Origin of the sequence: Actinopolymorpha sp. B17G11 (assembly GCF_040196095.1) — a bacterium.
Classification (GTDB): Bacteria; Actinomycetota; Actinomycetes; order Propionibacteriales; family Actinopolymorphaceae; genus Thermasporomyces.
The window spans coordinates 41,729-59,144 of record NZ_JBEFTW010000042.1; the positions used below are offsets into that span (position 1 = coordinate 41,729).

Here is a 17,416-nt window from a genome sequence, read left to right on the forward strand (position 1 = left end):
GTTGACGCCGCTTTTGTGTCTCCATGCCTGGTTGACCAGGCCACGGTCGGGCGGCGCTGGTCAGTCGGCAGCGTGGTCGGGCGGGCCCGCCTGGTTGACCAGGCCACGGTCGGGTGGCGCTGGTCAACCAGGGTCGGTCAGCTCCCGGGTCGTCGGGCAGTGCCTGGTTGACCGGTCCGCGGGTCAGCCCTTGAGGCCGGTCCTGGCGATGCCCTCGACGATCCGGCGCTGGAACAGCAGGAACACCACCATGAGCGGCAGCGCACCCAGCACGGCCGACGCCATGATCTGCGCGTACTGGATTCCGTACGAACTGGAGACGGTGGCGAGGCCGACCGGCAGCGTCATCAGCGGGGTGCTGGTCAACACGAGCAGCGGCCACAGGAAGTTGTTCCATGACCAGACGAACGTGAAAATCGCGACCGCGGATATCGCCGGACGGGAGAGCGGGATGAAAAGCTGCGCGTAGATGCGAAGGCGGCTGGCACCGTCGACGAGCGCGGCCTCCTCCAACTCCCGCGGAACACCGTCGAAGAACTGCTTGAAGACGAACACCGCGATGGGAACCGGAATCTGCGGCAGGATGACGGCCCAGTACGTGTCGATCGCGCCGACCGCGGCGAACTCCCGGAACAACGGCACGATCAGGGCCTCGCCGGGGATCATGATACCGGCCAGGATGAACCAGAACACCACGTTGCTGCCCCGGAAACGCACGCGGGACAGGGCGAAACCGGCCATGCTCCCGACGAGCACCGCCATCGTTGCCACGATGATCGAGATGATCGCGGAGTTGGCGTACCACTGCAGCAGGTTTCCGGCGCCGATGACCTTCGTGTACGCCTCGATGGTCGGGCTGTCGATCAGCCACGTGACGGGGACCTTCGTGGTCTCGCCCTCGGGCTTGAGGGAGGTGTCGACGGCCCAGAGCAGCGGCACCAACCACAGGAGGGCGAAGGCGATCAGCACCCCGATGCAGACGCCGTTGAAGACCCGCGCCCGGGTGATGCCTCGCTTCTCCGGCGGTGCGGTGACCCTGCCACCGGTCGGGGTTGCGACTGCCGTCATCGTCAGACCTCCCTTTCCTGGCGCCGCATGATCGTGAACCACACCAGCGACACGACGAGGATGAGGGCGAACAGCACCATGGACACCGCCGAGGCGTAGCCGACCCGGTAGTCGGTGAAGCCCACGTCGTAGATGTACTGGATCGCCGGGCGGGTGCTGAAGTCCGGCCCGCCCGCGGTCATCAGATAGATCTGGTCGAAGATCTTCAACGACGCGATGATCTGCAGGACCGCGACCAGGGTGGTCGTACGCCCCAGCAGTGGGACCGTGATCCGCGTCATCTGCTGCCAGGCGCTGGCGCCGTCGATGCTCGCCGACTCGTAGAGCTCGCGGGGGATGTCCTGGAGCCCGGCCAGATAGAGCACGAAGTTGAACCCGATGGTCCACCAGACGGTCGCGGCCGCGACCGAGATCATTGCCCAGTTCGGGTCACCGAGCCAGATCGGCGGAGCGAACTCGACACCGAACCAGCCCGCCACCGTGGTGAGCCAGCCGCTCAACGAACCGATATCCGGGGTGTAGATCCAGCTCCAGATCAGGGCGATGACGGCAGAGGGCAGGACGTACGGTGCGAAGAACACCAGCCGGAAGAACCATCGCCCACGGACGACCCGGTCGGCGAGGAGAGCGAACGCCAGAGCCAGGATGACCAACGGCGGTGTGGTGAGGATGGTGAACCACACCGTGTGCCAGAGGGACTCCCAGAACTCGGGAGTCTGGAAAGCCTCGGCGTAGTTGGCGAATCCGGCGAAGCTGCTCAGGCCGCCCTTGACGAGACTGGTGTGGAAGAAGCTCATCACCAGGCCGTAGATACTCGGGCCGACCAGGAACAGCACATAGAGAAGCAGGAACGGCGCAAGGAACCCGAACCCAGCAAGTGCCGGTTTACGGCGCCCGCCGGACGCCGTGGTCCGTTCGTCCGCGGTCTGGGGAGCGATGGTCGCGGTGCCCACGAGACCTCCTGACCTGGTTGAGAGGCGATTCTTGACGGTGGCTCTACGACGCGAAATCCCGGGCCGCGGAGCTGACTGCAGAAGCGGGAACGACGATCAGAGCGGTGATGCGGTCCGTGCGAGCTTGCTGACCCCCCTCTTCATCTGCTCGACCGCCGCCTCTGGTGTGGTCCGCCCGACGAGAACACCGCCGAGCGCCGAGCCGGTGACCGCCTCGAAGTTCGAACCCGACCCGGAGAACCAGGCCGGTGGGTCGTAGACGGCGCTCTCGGCGACGTCGGCGTAGTTGGACTGCGGCTTGATCTCCTTGTACTCCGCACTTTCCTGGACGGGGAGCCAGGTGGGGATGTGGCCGCCCTCGCCCCAGGTGATGCCCTGGTCGAGCATCGAACGGATGAAGCCGAAGATGAGGTCGATCCGGTCGCGTTCGAGCGGGTTCTTGTTGGGCATGACGAACGTGTGCGAGTCGGCCTGTACGGCGTAGCTGTCACCCAACAGGTGGGGGAATCTCGCCATGCTGAACGGAATCTTGGCGTCGATGAAGGTCGAGACCTCCCACTCGCCCTGGAAGAAGAATCCGGAGCGCTGGTTGGCGAAGAGTGCGACGGCACCGCCGTAGTCGATGCTGGTCGGCATGAGCTCCTCCTCGACGGTGACCCGGCGCATCAGGCTCGCGGCCTGGATCGCCTTGTCGTCCTCGAGGATCTCGTCGGGTGCGCTGCCCATGAGCAGCTTGCCGCCGAGCTGGCCGTACAGGCTGAAGAAGAACCGCCACGGCGTGGAGGTGTCGGCGATGGTGGCGACCGCACCACCCCACGTCCCGCTCGCCTCTTTGGCCTTGGCGAGGGCCTCGATGAACGCGTCCTCGCCGTCGACCGAGGTGAGGTTGCCGTCGGTGTCGAGCAGACCCGCCTTCTCGCAGATGTCGGTGTTGTAGAACATCACGAACGGGTGGGTGTCGAGCGGGATGGCGTAGATCTGACCGTCGATGGTCGCGCCATTGATCGCGGCCTGGACGAACTTGTCGGGTTCCATCCCGTGGCGTGCGAGATCCTCGGGCGCGAAGGGCTGGAGCAATCCGGCACTGACGAGGGTCGGAACCCTTGTCAGGTGGGAGATCGCGACGTCCGGTGGCTGCGCGCCGAGGGTGGCGAGGGAGAGCTTGGTGTAGTACGGATTCCCCCACGTGAGGGTGACGGCTTCCAGGTCGACGTCCGGATTCGCCTTCTGGTAGACGCCCTCCATGTCCTTCATGCGTACGCCGTCGCCGCCGCCGAGAAGGTTCCAGTAGGTGAGGACGTTCGCACCCGGCGGGGCGCCGGTGAAGCCTGACCGCACGCTGCCGCAGCTGGTGAGGCCGCCGGCCATGGCACCAGCGGCGAGCACGCCCGCAGAACGCAGCAGCGCGCGCCGGCTGTGCTGGCGGCCCGAGGCTGGCTGCCCCGTAGACAGGGGATTGCGCGACGACAGGGTGTGCCCGGTAGAGCCGCCGGGCGGGCGACCAGCAGCCGAAGCTGACACCGACCCACCTCCATCCGATCGACCGACGTCTTGACGAAGCTGCGCCATCTGCCGCCGGTGGTCGACGAGCGGACGGTGCTCGATCCCCCGAGGTTTCTCGGCGCCCGATCCTAGGACGCCGGGCCAGCACACCGGAACCATCCTGAATGTCGAGAATGTTCGATATGCCGAACAATGTGCGTGATATCGACGCTCAGGCTACGATCGCGTGTCGTTGGCGTCAACGCAATCCCTCGGCCGAAACTCCCGGCCTGGAAGGAAGAACGTGAAGCAGGCCACCCTCTCCCTTGATCCGGCGTTCGCGATCGGTCCGGTCGACCCGCGCGTGCGCGGCTCTTTCGTCGAGCACCTCGGCCGCTGCGTCTACGGCGGCATCTACGAGCCCGACCACCCGGACGCCGACCCGGACGGCTTTCGGACCGACGTCCTCGATCTCACCCGCGAGCTCGGTGTGACCACGGTCCGTTATCCGGGCGGCAACTTCGTGTCCGGCTATACCTGGGAGGACGCGATCGGGCCGAAGGACAAGCGTCGGCGCCGGCTCGACCTGGCGTGGAAGGCGATCGAGACCAACGCGGTCGGCGTCGACGAGTTCGCGGCCTGGTGTCGCAAGGCCGGTGTCGAGCCGATGATGGCGGTCAACCTCGGCACGCGCGGCGTCGACGCGGCGACGGCACTGGTGGAGTACTGCAACCATCCGAGCGGGAGCTACTGGTCCGACCTGCGCGTGTCGCACGGGGCGAAGGACCCGCACAACATCAAGATCTGGTGCCTGGGCAACGAGATGGACGGCCCGTGGCAGATCGCGCACAAGAACGCGCGCGACTACGGCATCCTCGCCCAGCAGACCGCGCACGCCATGCGACTCGTCGACCCCGACCTCGAGCTGGTCGCCTGCGGGAGTTCCAGCCGGCGGATGCCGACCTTCGGCTCGTGGGAGGCGGAGGTACTGGAGCACACCTACGGCGTCGTCGACTACGTCTCGCTCCACTCCTACTACCGCCCGAAGGACGGCGACTTCGCGAGCTTCCTCGCCTCCGGTGTCGACATGGACGCGATGATCGAGTCGGTGATCGCCACCTGCGACTACGTCAAGGCCAAGGTGCGGAGCAACAAGACCATCAACCTGTCGTACGACGAATGGAACGTGTGGTACCACGAGCGAGGTGACGAACGGGAGTGGGTGGAGGCGCCCGCGCTCTACCAGGACGAGTACTCCCTCGCCGATGCGGTCGTCGTCGGATCACTGCTCAACAGCCTGTTGCGCCGCGCCGACCGGGTGTCGATGGCGTGTTTCGCCCAGCTGGTCAACGTGATCGCCCCGATCACGACCGAGAACGGCGGGCCGGCATGGCGCCAGTCGACGTTCTATCCGATGAAGTACGCCTTCTCCTACGGCGTCGGGCACACGCTTCGGGTGGAGCCCTCGGGGCCGGTGGTGGAGACGGCGGAGTACGGCGCCGTGCCCCAGCTCGACTGCACGGCCACCCTCGACGGCGAGACCGGCGACGTGGCGATCTTCGCTGTCAACCGTTCTTTGACAGAGCCGCTCGGTGTGGTGGCCGACGTGCGGGCGCTGGGGAGCGGTTCTGCGGATTCCGGCGTACGCCCGGTCGCGCACGTGGCGCTGCACGGACCTGACCGGGACGCGACCAACACCCGTGACAACGCACGGGTCGTCCCACAGGAACTGCCGGTGCCGGTCGTCGACAACGGCGAGCTGCGGGTCGAGCTGCCGCCGATGTCGTGGAACATGATCCGGCTGTCGACGCCCGCGGCGTGAACGAGACGGGAGGCGGCCGAGATGGGCACGATTCCAGAGCACAGTTCGTCGGTGATCGTCCGTGGCGCCGACGACTTCGCGATCGTCGACCTGCCGGTGGTGCGGCCCGGGCCGGGTGAGGTCCTGGTCCAGGTCGGCGCGGCGGGGATCTGCGGCAGTGACGTGGAGCTGTTCGAGGGCACCCGGCCGGCGGCGTACGTGCGGTATCCCGTCGTACCCGGCCACGAATGGGCGGGCACCGTGGCCGCGCTCGGCGACGACGCCGCGAGCGGCGGGACGGCCACTGGCGGCGCCGGCCTTGCGGTCGGAGACCGCGTGGTTGCGCAGGGTTTCCGCAACTGCGGCCGTTGTCCTCGCTGCCGGGAGGGTGCGACGAACCTGTGCGAGGCGGGGTACGCGGAAACGGGGTTCACCCACCCTGGAGCGTTCGGTGGCTACGTGACCGTGCCGGCGCGACTCGTGCACCGGCTGCGTGCCGACGCCGACCTCGAGGCGGCCGCACTGTTGGAGCCGTCGGCGTGTGTCGTGGAAGGGATCCGGGCCGCCGCCCCGGCGGTGGGCGCGCGGGTCGCCGTGGTGGGCACTGGAACGCTCAGTCTGGTGGCGTGCCAGATTCTCTCCGCCTACAGCCCGGCCGACCTGGTTCTCATCGGCGACAGCCCGGGCGGGCGCGAGCTCGGGACGCGGTGGGGAGCGACGCGGTGCGTGAGCGGCACCGAGGCGGCTGCGCCGGGGTGGTCATGTGAGGCCGACGTGGTCTTCGAGGCCGGTACGCGGACGACCTCGGCGCGGGTCGCGCTGGCCGCAGCACGTCGTGGCGGAACCGTCGTCCTGGAAGGGATTCCGGCCGGTCCGGCCGAGGGCGACCTGGCGGAGATCGCGCTCAAGCACCTCACTGTCCAGGGAGTCTTCGGTGCGTCGGCGGCGGCGTGGGAACACGTCGTCACGATGTTCAACGCGGGACTGCTGGACCTCGCTCCACTGATCAGTCATCGTTACGCCGTGACGGACGTGGGGTCGGCGATCGCGACCCTGCGGGACCGTCCGGCCGATCTTCGCAAGGTGTTGCTGGTGCCCTGACAGTTGTTCTGGCTTGCATCCTCGCTGTTGCGCGACAGGAGAGGCGCATGACACGAATCATGGCGGTTGTCATCACGGCGATGCTCGTCGCAGTTATTCCACAGGCCTCGACATCGGCCCAGCCAGGGGAGTCCGGGGACCGGCCCGGGCCAGAAGGTGACCCGGAAACCGTGAGCGGAGCCGGTACCGTCGTGCCACCTGACGAGTTGACCGGTGACCTGCGTACGCACGATCCCGCGTTGGTACGGGAGTCCGAGGGGAAGTCCGGCACCTCGACCGCCCGTGACGGGGACTGGTACGTCTTCTCCACCGGCGATCCGCAGGTGTCCTCGGGCACCGTCCAGATCCGTCGGTCCAGCGATCTCGCGTCGTGGGAGTTCGTCGGAACGGTGTTCGACGACATTCCCGCGTGGGTGCGCGAGGAGGTGCCGGGTGTCTCGAACATCTGGGCGCCCGACGTCTATCGCCACGACGGGGTCTACTACCTCTACTACTCGGGTTCGACGTTCGGCTCGAACCGCTCGGTGATCGGGCTCGCCACCAACACCACGCTCGACCCTCGCGATCCTGACTACGAATGGGTCGACCAGGGACTGGTGACGCGGTCGGTCCCCGACGACGACTACAACGCCATCGATCCCGGCATCGTGGAGGACGACGACGGCACGCCGTGGTTGGCGTTCGGGTCGTTCTGGAGCGGGATCCGGATGGTGCGGCTCTCGTGGCCGGACGGCAAACCCGTTGCTGGACAGGGCGAACCGCTGCGGCTCGCGGACCGGCACGTGCCGCCGAACGCGATCGAGGCGCCGTACATCGTGAAGCGCGATGGGTGGTACTACCTCTTCGTGTCGATCGACTTCTGTTGTCGTGGTGTGGAGAGTACGTACAAGATCGCGGTCGGCCGGTCGCGCGAGGTCACCGGGCCCTATCACGACAAGCTCGGGACGCCGCTCGCCCACGGTGGCGGCACGGTGCTGCTCTCGGAGCAGGGCACGATGTTCGGGCCCGGTGGCCAGTCGGTGTTCGACGGGATCCTGGCGCACCACTACTACGACGGGACCGCCGACGGCGACTTCCGTCTCGGGCTCCGCCGGATCGTATGGGGCGCGGACGGCTGGCCGCGTCTCCACGGGCCGGGCACGACCCGGTAGACGCGCAGGTACACCTGTGGTCACGTCGGTGGCACACCGCGCCCGCACAGCTGGTGAGCTGTCCAGGGTCCGCGTTCCACCTGAGCTAGGACGGAACTAGGAGGGAAAGAGCCTCCAGTGCCCCTCGGAGATGACCTCGACGGTCCCGTCGGTCACCTTGATGGCGGTGTCGTCGTCGATCGCGTACGCCGGCCCTGGGATACCGGCAGCCCATCGCTCCGCGCCGGCCATGGTGTTCTCCGGCATGTCCTGGCCGTCGAGGTGCGGGAAGATCGAGAAGTCGACGACCCCCAGGGCGCTGTCCTCCCCACCGGCGGGCGGCTTCCACCCGACGAAGCGATGCCCGATGCGGGGGGTCATCACCATGCTCCCGGCGCTCAGCCCTACCCAGACCGTCTCGCGCAGCGACGGCAGGAGGTCCGCCAACCCGGACTCCCGCATCCAGTGGCACAGGTACAGGGCATCGCCGCCTCCCACCAGCAGGACGTCTGTCTCCCGGACCAGCGGGACCCAGCGTTCCTCATCGATGCTGGGCAGCGCGGTGAGCTCCAGCACTCCCACGGACTTCCAACCCAACTCGCACATGGGCGTGAGGGGTTGTCGTCCGCTGATGAAACGCCATGCCTCCGCTCCTGGACCGACGTGGGGATGCCCGTACATCGCGGTTGGGATGCACAGGGCGCTGGAGTTGGCGATGGGTTTGCCCAGCAGGTCGACCAGCGCGTCGTGGACGCTCGCGTTCTTGATGCCCGCGGACGTGAGAAGAAGCCGCAAGATGCCTCCCGATTCGAGTGCGATGGAGCAGTCGGACGTATAGACCTGGGACCGCCGCGAAACTTATCGCTTCCGAACGCGCCGAAACTGCCAACTGCGTGGCGGTGCGGCTTCATCCAGCGAGGTATGCGTGGCGCGGAGTGCGGTCGCCGAGCGCCTGGTGCGGCCGGATCGTGTTGTAGGTCTGGCGGAACAGGTTCGTCTCCACCGCCAGCGCGTCACCGTCGGGGATCTCGCGGCGGAACTTCCTTGCCGAGCCGTCGGGCCGGCGGCGTCGGTGTTGTCCGGTCAGATGATCGTGGCGATGCGGGCGTTCACCTCGGGCGTGGCGAACGCGGCGTCGAGCGCATTGCGGTTGACCTGCGCGAAATCGCCCGACGTCCAGCCGAACGTCGCCGCCAACCGTTCGTACTCCTGCCTCAGCCGGAGGTCGGTGACGGCGCGGGTGTCGGTGCTGATGCCCACCCGCACGCCCGCCCGACGCAGGCGGTCCACCGGATGGCCTTCGTACGACTCCACCGCACTCGTCTGCACGTTGCAGGTCGGGCACATCTCGAGGTGGACGCCCGACTCGGCCAGCCGCGCGACCAGCTCAGGATCCTCGACGCTGCGTACGCCATGACCGATCCGCGTCGTCCCCGTCACGTCCAGCGCCTCGTGCACACTCTCCGGTCCACCGGCCTCGCCCGCATGGACCGTGATGCCGAGCCCGGCCTCGCGGACGAAGTCGAACGCCGGCGCGTGGACCTTGAGTGGGTACGCTATCTCGTCGCCGGCGATGTCCATCCCTGCCACCGGCCCTGACTTCGCGTGCCGCTCGACCAGCCGCGCCGTTTCGATGCTCTGCTCGGCGCTGTAGTCGCGCAGCGTGCAGAGGATCAAGGTCGCCTCGACACCTGTCGCCGCGATCTGGCGTACGGTCTCTTCGCTCACGCAGGCCACCACCTCGTCGGCCGACATGGCACCGCATTCGGTGTGGATCAGCGGCGCGAACCGCAACTCCGCGTAGACGATCCCGTCCGCGGCCATCTGCGCGAACACGTCCGCGACCGCGATCCGCAACGCGCGTTCGGACTGCAGGAGCCTCCGGTAGTTCATCGTGTACGCCAGATAGTCCGCCAGCGACGGGCACCTGGGCGGAGCGACGAAGTTCCGGTCGTAGTGCTCCCGCGTGATCGAGGGCTCGATCCGGTGCGCCGCCTCGAAGCTCAGGCAGCAGTCGAGGTGGCTGTGCAGCTCGATCTTGGGTGCCGCGGCCAGATCCATTGCGTTGGTCGTCCCTTCGATTCCTGGGCCGGCGGCCCGTCGGCTCGGCGGTACCTGGGCTCGGCGGCATGTCCGCCCAGTTGCAGGTCCGCTCAGCCCGCGGCAGGTCGGCTGCGGGTACTGCCCCGCTATTTCATCAAGCCGGCCGGGTGCGGTGCACGAGCTTATTTCGCGCGACGACTCGCGCGAGTGCGGGACCTCTCAACCCGACCTGGCGTACGCCCCTGGGGTCGACCTGCGCCATGCTGGGTTCATGACCCTCCGCGAGCTCGCGCGCGACGTCGAAGCGCGCTGTCGGCTGACCGGGAGCTTCGTCCTGCGTTCGGGGAGGGTCTCGGACGTGTACTTCGACAAGTACCAGTTCGAGGCCGACCCACGGTTGCTGGACCGACTCGCCGAGCATCTGGTCGCGCTGGTGCCGCCCGATACGCAGGTCCTCGCCGGGCTGGAGATGGGCGGGATCGCCGTGGTCACTGCGCTGGGCCGCCACACCGGTCTGCCGTGTGCGTTCGTGCGGAAAGAACCGAAGACGTACGGCACCCGCCGGCTCGCGGAAGGTGCCGACCCGGCTGGCCGGCGCGTCCTGGTCGTCGAGGACGTCGTCACGTCAGGCGGTCAGGTAGCGATCTCCACCCGGCAGCTCCGCGAACTCGGCGCCCACATCGCGCACGCGCTCTGCGTGATCGACCGCCAGGAGGGCGGGACCGAGGCATTGGCCGCCGAGGGGATCCGGTTGCACGCCCTGCTGCGCATGTGATCGCCCTGAGCGGGCGCGAGAACACTGTGGCATGAGAGGCTCGGCAGCACTGGCCGCACGGGGGTACGAACCGGATCCGGAGTTCCCATGCAGGCTCGACGCAGCGCGGCCCTGCCCCGTCCGTGGTGGATCGCCGCCGGGCTGCTGCTCGTGACCTGCGCATGTGGAGTGACGTCCGGGGACCGACCGAGCGTGTCGTCGGAGTCCGCACGGCCCGCGACCTCGACCACGCCGCCCGCCGAGTACGCGACCAAACCGGCTGGTGCTGGTGGGAAGCAGCGACGGCCCGGCGAGAGGGTCCTCGCGACTGCCTACGTGACGGGCTACTCCGTCCACGACAACTCCCCGCCCGGTTCGGCCCGGATCGCCTATCCGAACGAACGTCACGAGGTCGCGGCGGGGGTCGGCAGCTACGACGACCCGATCACCGTCGCCGTCGGCTGGCACCGGAAGGAGGGGACGCAGTGGCCGGTGCGCAGCCGGTTCTATCTTCCGTACCTCCGTAAGTACGCCGTCGTCGAGGACCAGTGCGGCGACCGGGCACAGGACGGGCCGTGTTACCAGCTGGACGAGGCTCCCGACGGTGCGACCACCTGGATCGACGTCTGGGCGGGTGGCGAGGGTCGGGCTCGTGCCGCGACGGAGCGGTGCCTCACCCGGATCACCGGAATCCACCTGGTGATCCATCGGCCGGCGAAGGGCTATCCGGTCAACCGGGGCGAGGTCGCGGCAGCGTGCGACCGCGACGAGTTCTGGCCTGACCGAAGGCCCGCGGTGCCCGGCGGATGATGAGCGGAGGAGGCGAGCGGCGGCGCTGAACCTGCACCGGCCGCGCAACCTCAAGGTGTGGCCGCGCGCAACCTCGAGGTGTGGCCGCCGCTGCTTACGCCTGTCGCGCGGCGTGGGGCGGAGCTCGGGCCGGGCTCAGGTGCGTACGGGCCCGGTCGACTCGCGGGGGACGAGCTGGCAGGGGATCGACTCGACTCCCCCGCTCGGTGCCGCACCGCCGATTGCCGCGAGAAGGTGCTCCGCCGCGACCCGGCCGACTTCCCCGAGGCTCATGTCGATGGACGTGAGCGGCGGCCGGCAGGCCTTCGCCATCGCCTCCCAGTTGTCGAAACCGATGAGGGCGACGTCGTCGGGGATCCGTCGCCCCCGCTCGCGCAGCGTCTCCGCCGCCCCGCGGGCGATCTGGTCGCTCCCGCAGAAGATCGCGTCGACCTCGGGGTCGCTGCGCAGCAGGATGTCGGCACCTTGCCGCCCCCACTCCTCGCTCCACTCGCCGTAGAGCGCCTCGCCACCGGCGAGCTTCAGCCCGGCGTCGTCGAGGACCTTCGTCATCCCAGCCACCCGTTGCCGCGCGGCGAGGAAGCGCTGTGGTCCGGCGACGTGGCCGATGCGGGTACGACCGAGGGCGAGCAGGTGCCGGGTCGCGGTCTGGCCGCCGCCGAAGTCGTCCGGGATCACCGAGAAGTCGGCCGGGTCGGTCGACTGGGTCATCGCGTAGACGACCGGCACGGGCAGGTCCGTCCCCACGCTCGGGCGCGGCTCGACCCGGCGGCCGGTGACGAGGATGCCGTCCACCCGGCGAGCGAGAAGCATCTGGATGTGGTGCCGTTCCCGGATCGGGTCGTCGCGGGTGTCGCACATGAAGACCGAGATCTGGCCGGCGCCGAGCGCGTCCTCGGTGCCGAGCATCACCGGGATGCAGAACCGTCCGAAACTGTCGGAGGTGACCAGGCCCACCGTGAAGGTACGCCCACTGAGCAGGCCGCGGGCGAGCGCGTTGGGCCGGAACCCCAGCTGGCGCGCCGCCGCGGCGACGCGCTCGCGGGTCTCGGGGCGCAGCGTGCCGCGTCCGTTGAGCGCCTTGGACGCCGTGCCGATGGAGACGCCGGCCGCCGCCGCGACGTCACGGATGGTCGCGACACGCCCCGGCTGAGACGCTTCCGACAATCCTTTTCCTTCCTCTGCCGTACGAACACCGCTCCCAGCATAGACGCTGTTTCAGCACCCTCAGCAGGGACTACCGACGCGTGAACTGACCTAAAGCTGACGCCGGCCTTGACGCTGCCGATGCCGGATCCCAAACTTTCGGAAATCCTATTCCTTCCGTTTGCCGTACGAAGGAGTCCGATGGGCAACGCACGTCCGACCCCGTCCGAACAAGCGTGTGGGCCCGCCGTGCCCACGCCGAGCGGGCGGGCGGTCCATCGGCCGCTCGGCATCCGCGACGTCGCCCTCACCGGTGGACCGCTGGGCCGGTGGCAGCAGGTCAACCGCGACGCCAGCATCCCGCTCGGCATCAAGCAGCTGGGCGAAGCCGGAAACCTCGACAACCTCCGCCTCGCCGCTCAGTCGGTGGCCGGCGAACTGGGCGAGGACGCGGCTGCCGCCTTCCGGGGTCCCCGGTTCTCCGACTCCGACGTCTACAAACAGCTCGAGGCGGTGGCGTGGGAGGCCGGGCGGGCGCCTGACGACGACCTGATGGACTTCGTACGCCAAGCAGGCGAACTGCTCCTTGCCGCCCAGCGCGCCGACGGTTATCTCAACTCCTACTACCAGGTCGTCGCGCCGGAGAAGGAGTACGCAGAACTCGCGCACAGCCACGAGATGTACTGCGCCGGCCATCTCATCCAGGCCGCGGTCGCGATCGCCCGCGTCGGTGGCGGCGAACAGGTGCGCACGGTGGCAACCCGGTTCGCCGACCATCTCGTCAAGGTCTTCCTGCACGACGGAAATCCCGGCATCGACGGGCATCCGGAGATCGAGACGGCTCTGGTCGAGCTCTACCGCGTCACCGGCGAGCGCAGCTATCTCACGCTCGCGGAGAAGCTTGTCAACGAACGCGGCAAGGGCCTGATCTCCGGCCGGGGGAGGCGCTATCTCCAGGACCACCTGCCCGTGCGGGAGGCCGACACGCACGTGGGCCACGCCGTCCGCGCGTTGTACCTCGAGGCCGGCATCGTCGATGTCTACCTCGAGACCGGTGACGAGTCGCTGCTCGAATGTTCCGTACGCCGGTGGAATGACATGGTGGCGGCGAAGACGTACCTCACCGGTGGCGTCGGCTCTCGGCACGCGCAGGAGGCGTTCGGTGACAGGTACGAGTTGCCGCCGGACCGTGCGTACACCGAGACGTGTGCGGCGATCGCGAGCATCCACTGGAGCTGGCGGCTGCTGCTCGCCACCGGTGAGGGCAGGTACGCCGACCTGATCGAACGCACGCTCTACAACGGTTTCGCGGCGTCGACGTCGACCGACGGCACGCGGTTCTTCTACGTCAATCCGTTGCAGCGTCGCCACGACCACTTCGAGGGTGACGATCCCGGCCGCCGGAACGAATGGTTCTCGTGCGCCTGTTGCCCGCCCAACATCATGCGCCTGGTCGCGACGCTCGGCCACTATGTCGCGAGTGTCAGCGAGCCCGCGGACGCGTTGTTCGTCCACCAGTTCGTTCCCGGTACGATCCGCGCCGAGCTTCCGTCCGGCGCGGCCGGTGTGTCCGTCGCCACCGACTTCCCGTGGGCGGGCACGGTGTCGTTCACCATCGACCAGGCACCGGGATCGGAATGGACGCTGGCCGTTCGTGCGCCCGTGTGGAGCACGGCCGTCAGCATCGCGGTCGACGGCCAGCCGACGGACGTCGCCCCGGACGAGAGCGGATACCTACGCCTGCGCCGTGCCTGGAAGCCAGGCGAGCAGGTGACGCTCGAGCTGGACATGACGCCCCGGATCGTCTACCCGCACCATCGGATGGACGCGGTCCGCGGTACGGCGGCAGTCGAACGCGGCCCGCTCGTCTACTGCGTCGAGCAGGCCGACCAGCCGGCAGGGGTCGACGTGGACGACCTCGCCCTGGTACCAGGCATGGAACCTCGGGTGGTCGACGTCGACGATCTCGCCGGCGTCGGACGTACCGTCACGCTGCACCTGAATGCCGTCGTCGTCGCCCCACCCGGCAACGGTTCTCCGGACTCCGCCACACCGCCCTACTCCACCACACCACCGGAGGAGCAGGTCACCACGACCCCCACCACCGCGGTCGCCATCCCGTACTTCCAGTGGGACAACCGGGACGGCGCCGCGATGCGCGTCTGGTTGCCCGTCGCACATCGGAGCTCACCATGACAGCTGGACGGTTGCGTACGTCGAACATGAGCCGGCGGGACATGCTCAGGCTGAGCGGCCTGGGGGCCCTTGGCGCCGCGGCGCCCGCCGCCCTCGCATCGTGTGGTGGTGGTGGCTCGGGAGGCGATGGTGCCGAGCTGCAGTTCATGTACTGGGGATCGACCTTCGAACAGAAGGCCATGAACGCCATGCTGGCGGAGTACAAGGAGCACTCCAACGGCGGCGAGGTCCAGCCGCTCTACACACCCGGCACCGATTACACCACCAAGCTCAACACCCTGGTCGCCAGCAAGAGAGCACCCGACCTCGCCTATCTCGGCGGAGGCGTGCTCTATCGCCTGGCTGAGCAGGGCAAACTCATCAACCTCTACCCCTATCTCAAGAAGTACCCCGAGCTGGGAGAGCGTCTTCCCTACACCTATTACTGGTACGGCAAGAACAAGCTTGCAGCCACCCAAACCGCCAACGAAGTCATGCTGTTGTGGTACAACAAGCAGGCGTTCGACGATGCTGGCATCGACTATCCGCCAGCCGAGGCGGACAAGGCGTGGACTTGGGACCAGCTGGTCGAGGCTGCCACCAAACTCACCATGGACCAGGACGGCAGGCATCCCGACGAGCCTGGCTTCGACTCCAAGGCCATTCGCCAGTTCGGCATCGCCTCCAACTGGAACAACTTCGGCTGGTATCCGCTCGTACGCAGCAACGGCGGCGAAGCGGTCGACGACAGCGGCACGGACTTCGTGCTCAACGGAGCCGAAGGAGTTCAGGTCTTCCAGGACCTCCAGGACCTGACGTTCAAGCACAGAGTCGCACCGACGCCGGCGCAGCTGGCCACCGGTGGTGCGGGCGTACCGACGACACCACGCCTGCTGCAGACCCGACGGGTGGCCATGGCCATGGATGGCCAGTGGCTGCTGCTGGACATGGCGCAGAGCAACCTCGACTACGGCATCGGGGTCCTGCCGAAATATCAAGAGGCACTCACCGTTGGATTCGCGGCCGGGACGGTTGCCTTCACTGGTAAGGGTCACGATGACGAGGCCGTCGAGCTCTACATGTTCCACAACGACCCGCGCTATGTGGACCTCTACAAGGACGGCCTGTGGATGCCGCTCGAGGAGAAGTTCTACTCCGACCAGGCCGCGATCGATTCCTGGACGAAGAACGACGCGCACCCTCCGGAGTTTCGTACCGCCGTCGTCGACTACACCCTGAACAACTCCGTCCGGCAGTACGACCAGAGCCTGAAGAACACCGACAACATCGCCGAGGTCATGACGCCCGCTCTCCAGCAGATCCAGAACGGCAAGCGTCCGGCCAAGGAGGTGCTCGATGAGCTCAAACCAAAGGTCGACAAGCTTCTCCAAGGCTATTACCCCACTCAGGAGCTGTAGGTCATGACGACATGGAGCCGACGAGACGTCCTGCGGCTCGGCGGTGCAGCTGCGGGCGTCGCGGCATCGGGCGCGGCGGCCTCAGTGCTCGCCGGTTGCAACTCTGGTGGCGGTGCCGGCGGCGATGCCGAGCTGCAGTTCATGTACTGGGGTTCGTCGTACGAACAGAAGGCCATCAACGCGATGCTCGGGCAGTTCGAAGCCGAGCACGAGGGAGTGTCGACGAAACCGCTCTACACACCTCAGGAGTACGACACCAAGGTCAACACGTTGGTCGCGAGCAACCGCGCGCCCGATGTGGCGTACATGGGCGGGGCGATCGGCTATCGCCTTGCCGAGCAGGGCAAACTGGTCAACCTCTATACCTACTTCGACAAGTATCCCGCTCTCGCCGACCGGTTGCCCGGCACCTACTTCTGGTATGGCAGAGACAAGACGTTCGGTACGCAGACCGCCAACGAGGTCATGCTGTTGTGGTACAACAAGGACGTGCTGGCCGACGCCGGCGTGGACACGCCACCGGCCGATGCGGCGGACGCCTGGTCCTGGGACACCTTCGTCGAGACGGCGACCCGGCTGACCCTGGACCAGGACGGCAGGCGTCCCGACCAGTCCGGCTTCGACCCGAAGCGGATCCGCCAGTTCGGGGTCTCGACCAGCATCCAGTACCCGCCGGCGTGGGAGGGTTTCCTGCGCAGCAACGGCACCGGCTTCGTCGACGAGGCTGGCCGGAAGTGCCTGCTGGACACGCCGCCGGCGATCGAGGTCTTCCAGAACCTGCAGGATCTGATGTACGAGCACCGGGTGGCGCCGACGCCGGTGCAACTGGGCAACAACGCACCGGCGACCAACGTGCAGCTCCAGACGAAGCGGATCGCGATGGCGATCGACGGCCAGTGGATTCTGCTCGACATGGCGCAGAGCAAGCTCGACTTCGGCATCGGCGTTCTGCCGAGTTATCAGGAGCCCACGACGATCCAGCTCGGCGGCGCCTCGGTGGTCTTCACCGGCAGCAAGCATCCAGAAGAGGCGATCGAGCTTTACCTGTTCCACAATGACCCGCAGTACGTCGACCTGTTCACCGACGGGTTGTGGATGCCACTGGAGAAGAAGTACTACACCGAGCCCGAGGCGATCGACTCCTGGGTAGACAACGACGTCCACCCGCCGGAGTACAAGTCCGCCGTTGTCGACTACACCCTCAACCACGCGAGCACGGTCTTCACGCAGCGGTTGAAGAACATGGACAACATCTCCGAGGTACTCACACCGGCCCTGCAACAGATCGAGGGTGGAAAGCAGTCCGCCAAGGAGGTCCTGACAGCGGTCACGCCGAAGATCGACGGGCTTCTCCAGGGCTGGTATCCCACGCAGGAGGTCTAGGACGTGCCAAGGCAGCGCTCGTCGGGACGGCGTTTGTCGGGACAGGGGCGGCTGGAACGCCGTTGGGGGATCGTCCTGGCGATGCCGGCGATTCTCGGGTTCGTCATCTTCACGATCGGGCCGATGGTCGCGTCGTTCTTCTTCAGTCTGAC

The 17,416-nt window shown here is 67.6% G+C and carries 15 protein-coding genes; 8 read left to right on the plus strand and 7 right to left on the minus strand.

Features of this window, described 5'->3' with window-relative positions:
- Nucleotides 1–183 precede the first annotated feature (183 nt).
- From ABN028_RS30330 to ABN028_RS30340, 3 genes are all read right to left on the minus strand, one after another.
- Nucleotides 184–1,068 (minus strand): carbohydrate ABC transporter permease, encoded by an 885-nt coding sequence (locus tag ABN028_RS30330; protein WP_349331198.1) that lies wholly within the window; start codon nt 1,066–1,068, stop codon nt 184–186.
- A 2-nt stretch (nt 1,069–1,070) separates the two neighbouring features.
- The gene (locus ABN028_RS30335; protein WP_349331199.1) at nt 1,071–2,021 is read right to left on the minus strand and encodes a carbohydrate ABC transporter permease; all 951 of its coding nucleotides are present in this window, start codon (nt 2,019–2,021) and stop codon (nt 1,071–1,073) included.
- A gap of 96 nt (nt 2,022–2,117) precedes the next feature.
- Nucleotides 2,118–3,542 (minus strand): extracellular solute-binding protein, encoded by a 1,425-nt coding sequence (locus ABN028_RS30340; RefSeq protein ID WP_349331200.1) that lies wholly within the window; start codon nt 3,540–3,542, stop codon nt 2,118–2,120.
- 265 nt (nt 3,543–3,807) lie between these two features.
- Here ABN028_RS30340 and arfA point away from each other — a divergent pair, with 265 nt between their 5' ends.
- The 3 genes from arfA to ABN028_RS30355 are packed head-to-tail and all read left to right on the plus strand — an operon-like array spanning nt 3,808 to nt 7,556.
- Complete coding sequence (arfA, locus tag ABN028_RS30345; protein WP_349698976.1) at nt 3,808–5,325, plus strand: arabinosylfuranosidase ArfA; 1,518 nt, start codon at nt 3,808–3,810, stop codon at nt 5,323–5,325.
- Between the two features lie 21 nt (nt 5,326–5,346).
- Nucleotides 5,347–6,405, plus strand: coding sequence for a zinc-dependent alcohol dehydrogenase (locus tag ABN028_RS30350; protein WP_349698977.1), 1,059 nt, complete (start codon nt 5,347–5,349; stop codon nt 6,403–6,405).
- A gap of 47 nt (nt 6,406–6,452) precedes the next feature.
- Nucleotides 6,453–7,556, plus strand: a complete 1,104-nt coding sequence (locus ABN028_RS30355) for an arabinan endo-1,5-alpha-L-arabinosidase (protein ID WP_349331203.1) — start codon at nt 6,453–6,455, stop codon at nt 7,554–7,556.
- Between the two features lie 96 nt (nt 7,557–7,652).
- Here the strand turns inward: ABN028_RS30355 and ABN028_RS30360 are convergent, their stop codons facing one another.
- The 3 genes from ABN028_RS30360 to add all read right to left on the minus strand — a co-directional run bounded on the left by ABN028_RS30360 (nt 7,653) and on the right by add (nt 9,596).
- A complete protein-coding gene (locus ABN028_RS30360; protein ID WP_349698978.1) occupies nt 7,653–8,330 on the minus strand; it encodes a Type 1 glutamine amidotransferase-like domain-containing protein in 678 nt (225 codons plus the stop codon).
- Nucleotides 8,331–8,442: 112 nt separating this feature from the next.
- Nucleotides 8,443–8,715: an integrase core domain-containing protein gene (locus ABN028_RS30365; RefSeq protein ID WP_349698983.1), complete on the minus strand. Its 273-nt coding sequence runs from the start codon at nt 8,713–8,715 to the stop codon at nt 8,443–8,445.
- Nucleotides 8,619–9,596 carry an adenosine deaminase gene (gene add / locus ABN028_RS30370; RefSeq protein ID WP_349698979.1) on the minus strand — a complete coding sequence of 326 codons (978 nt, stop codon included), beginning with the start codon at nt 9,594–9,596 and terminating at the stop codon, nt 8,619–8,621. The genes ABN028_RS30365 and add overlap by 97 nt, the downstream gene beginning before the upstream one ends.
- A gap of 253 nt (nt 9,597–9,849) precedes the next feature.
- On the opposite strand from add, the gene pyrE reads away from it, so the two are divergent.
- Together pyrE and ABN028_RS30380 are read left to right on the plus strand one after the other, a co-directional pair.
- The gene (pyrE, locus tag ABN028_RS30375) at nt 9,850–10,353 is read left to right on the plus strand and encodes an orotate phosphoribosyltransferase (protein WP_349331206.1); all 504 of its coding nucleotides are present in this window, start codon (nt 9,850–9,852) and stop codon (nt 10,351–10,353) included.
- 87 nt (nt 10,354–10,440) lie between these two features.
- Nucleotides 10,441–11,142: a hypothetical protein gene (locus ABN028_RS30380; RefSeq protein ID WP_349331207.1), complete on the plus strand. Its 702-nt coding sequence runs from the start codon at nt 10,441–10,443 to the stop codon at nt 11,140–11,142.
- Nucleotides 11,143–11,277: 135 nt separating this feature from the next.
- Here ABN028_RS30380 and ABN028_RS30385 read toward each other — a convergent pair whose 3' ends face one another.
- Nucleotides 11,278–12,309, minus strand: a complete 1,032-nt coding sequence (locus tag ABN028_RS30385) for a LacI family DNA-binding transcriptional regulator (protein ID WP_349331208.1) — start codon at nt 12,307–12,309, stop codon at nt 11,278–11,280.
- Between the two features lie 180 nt (nt 12,310–12,489).
- Between ABN028_RS30385 and ABN028_RS30390 the strand changes: the two genes are divergently transcribed.
- Genes ABN028_RS30390 through ABN028_RS30400 form a run of 3 tightly spaced genes read left to right on the plus strand, consistent with a single transcriptional unit; the run spans nt 12,490 to nt 17,264 of the window.
- Nucleotides 12,490–14,484: a glycoside hydrolase family 127 protein gene (locus ABN028_RS30390; RefSeq protein WP_349698980.1), complete on the plus strand. Its 1,995-nt coding sequence runs from the start codon at nt 12,490–12,492 to the stop codon at nt 14,482–14,484.
- On the plus strand, nt 14,481–15,881 hold the full coding sequence (locus ABN028_RS30395) for an extracellular solute-binding protein (RefSeq protein WP_349698981.1): 1,401 nt from the start codon (nt 14,481–14,483) through the stop codon (nt 15,879–15,881). The genes ABN028_RS30390 and ABN028_RS30395 overlap by 4 nt, the downstream gene beginning before the upstream one ends.
- Before the next feature lie 3 nt (nt 15,882–15,884).
- On the plus strand, nt 15,885–17,264 hold the full coding sequence (locus ABN028_RS30400; protein ID WP_349698982.1) for an ABC transporter substrate-binding protein: 1,380 nt from the start codon (nt 15,885–15,887) through the stop codon (nt 17,262–17,264).
- The last annotated feature ends 152 nt before the right edge of the window (nt 17,265–17,416 follow it).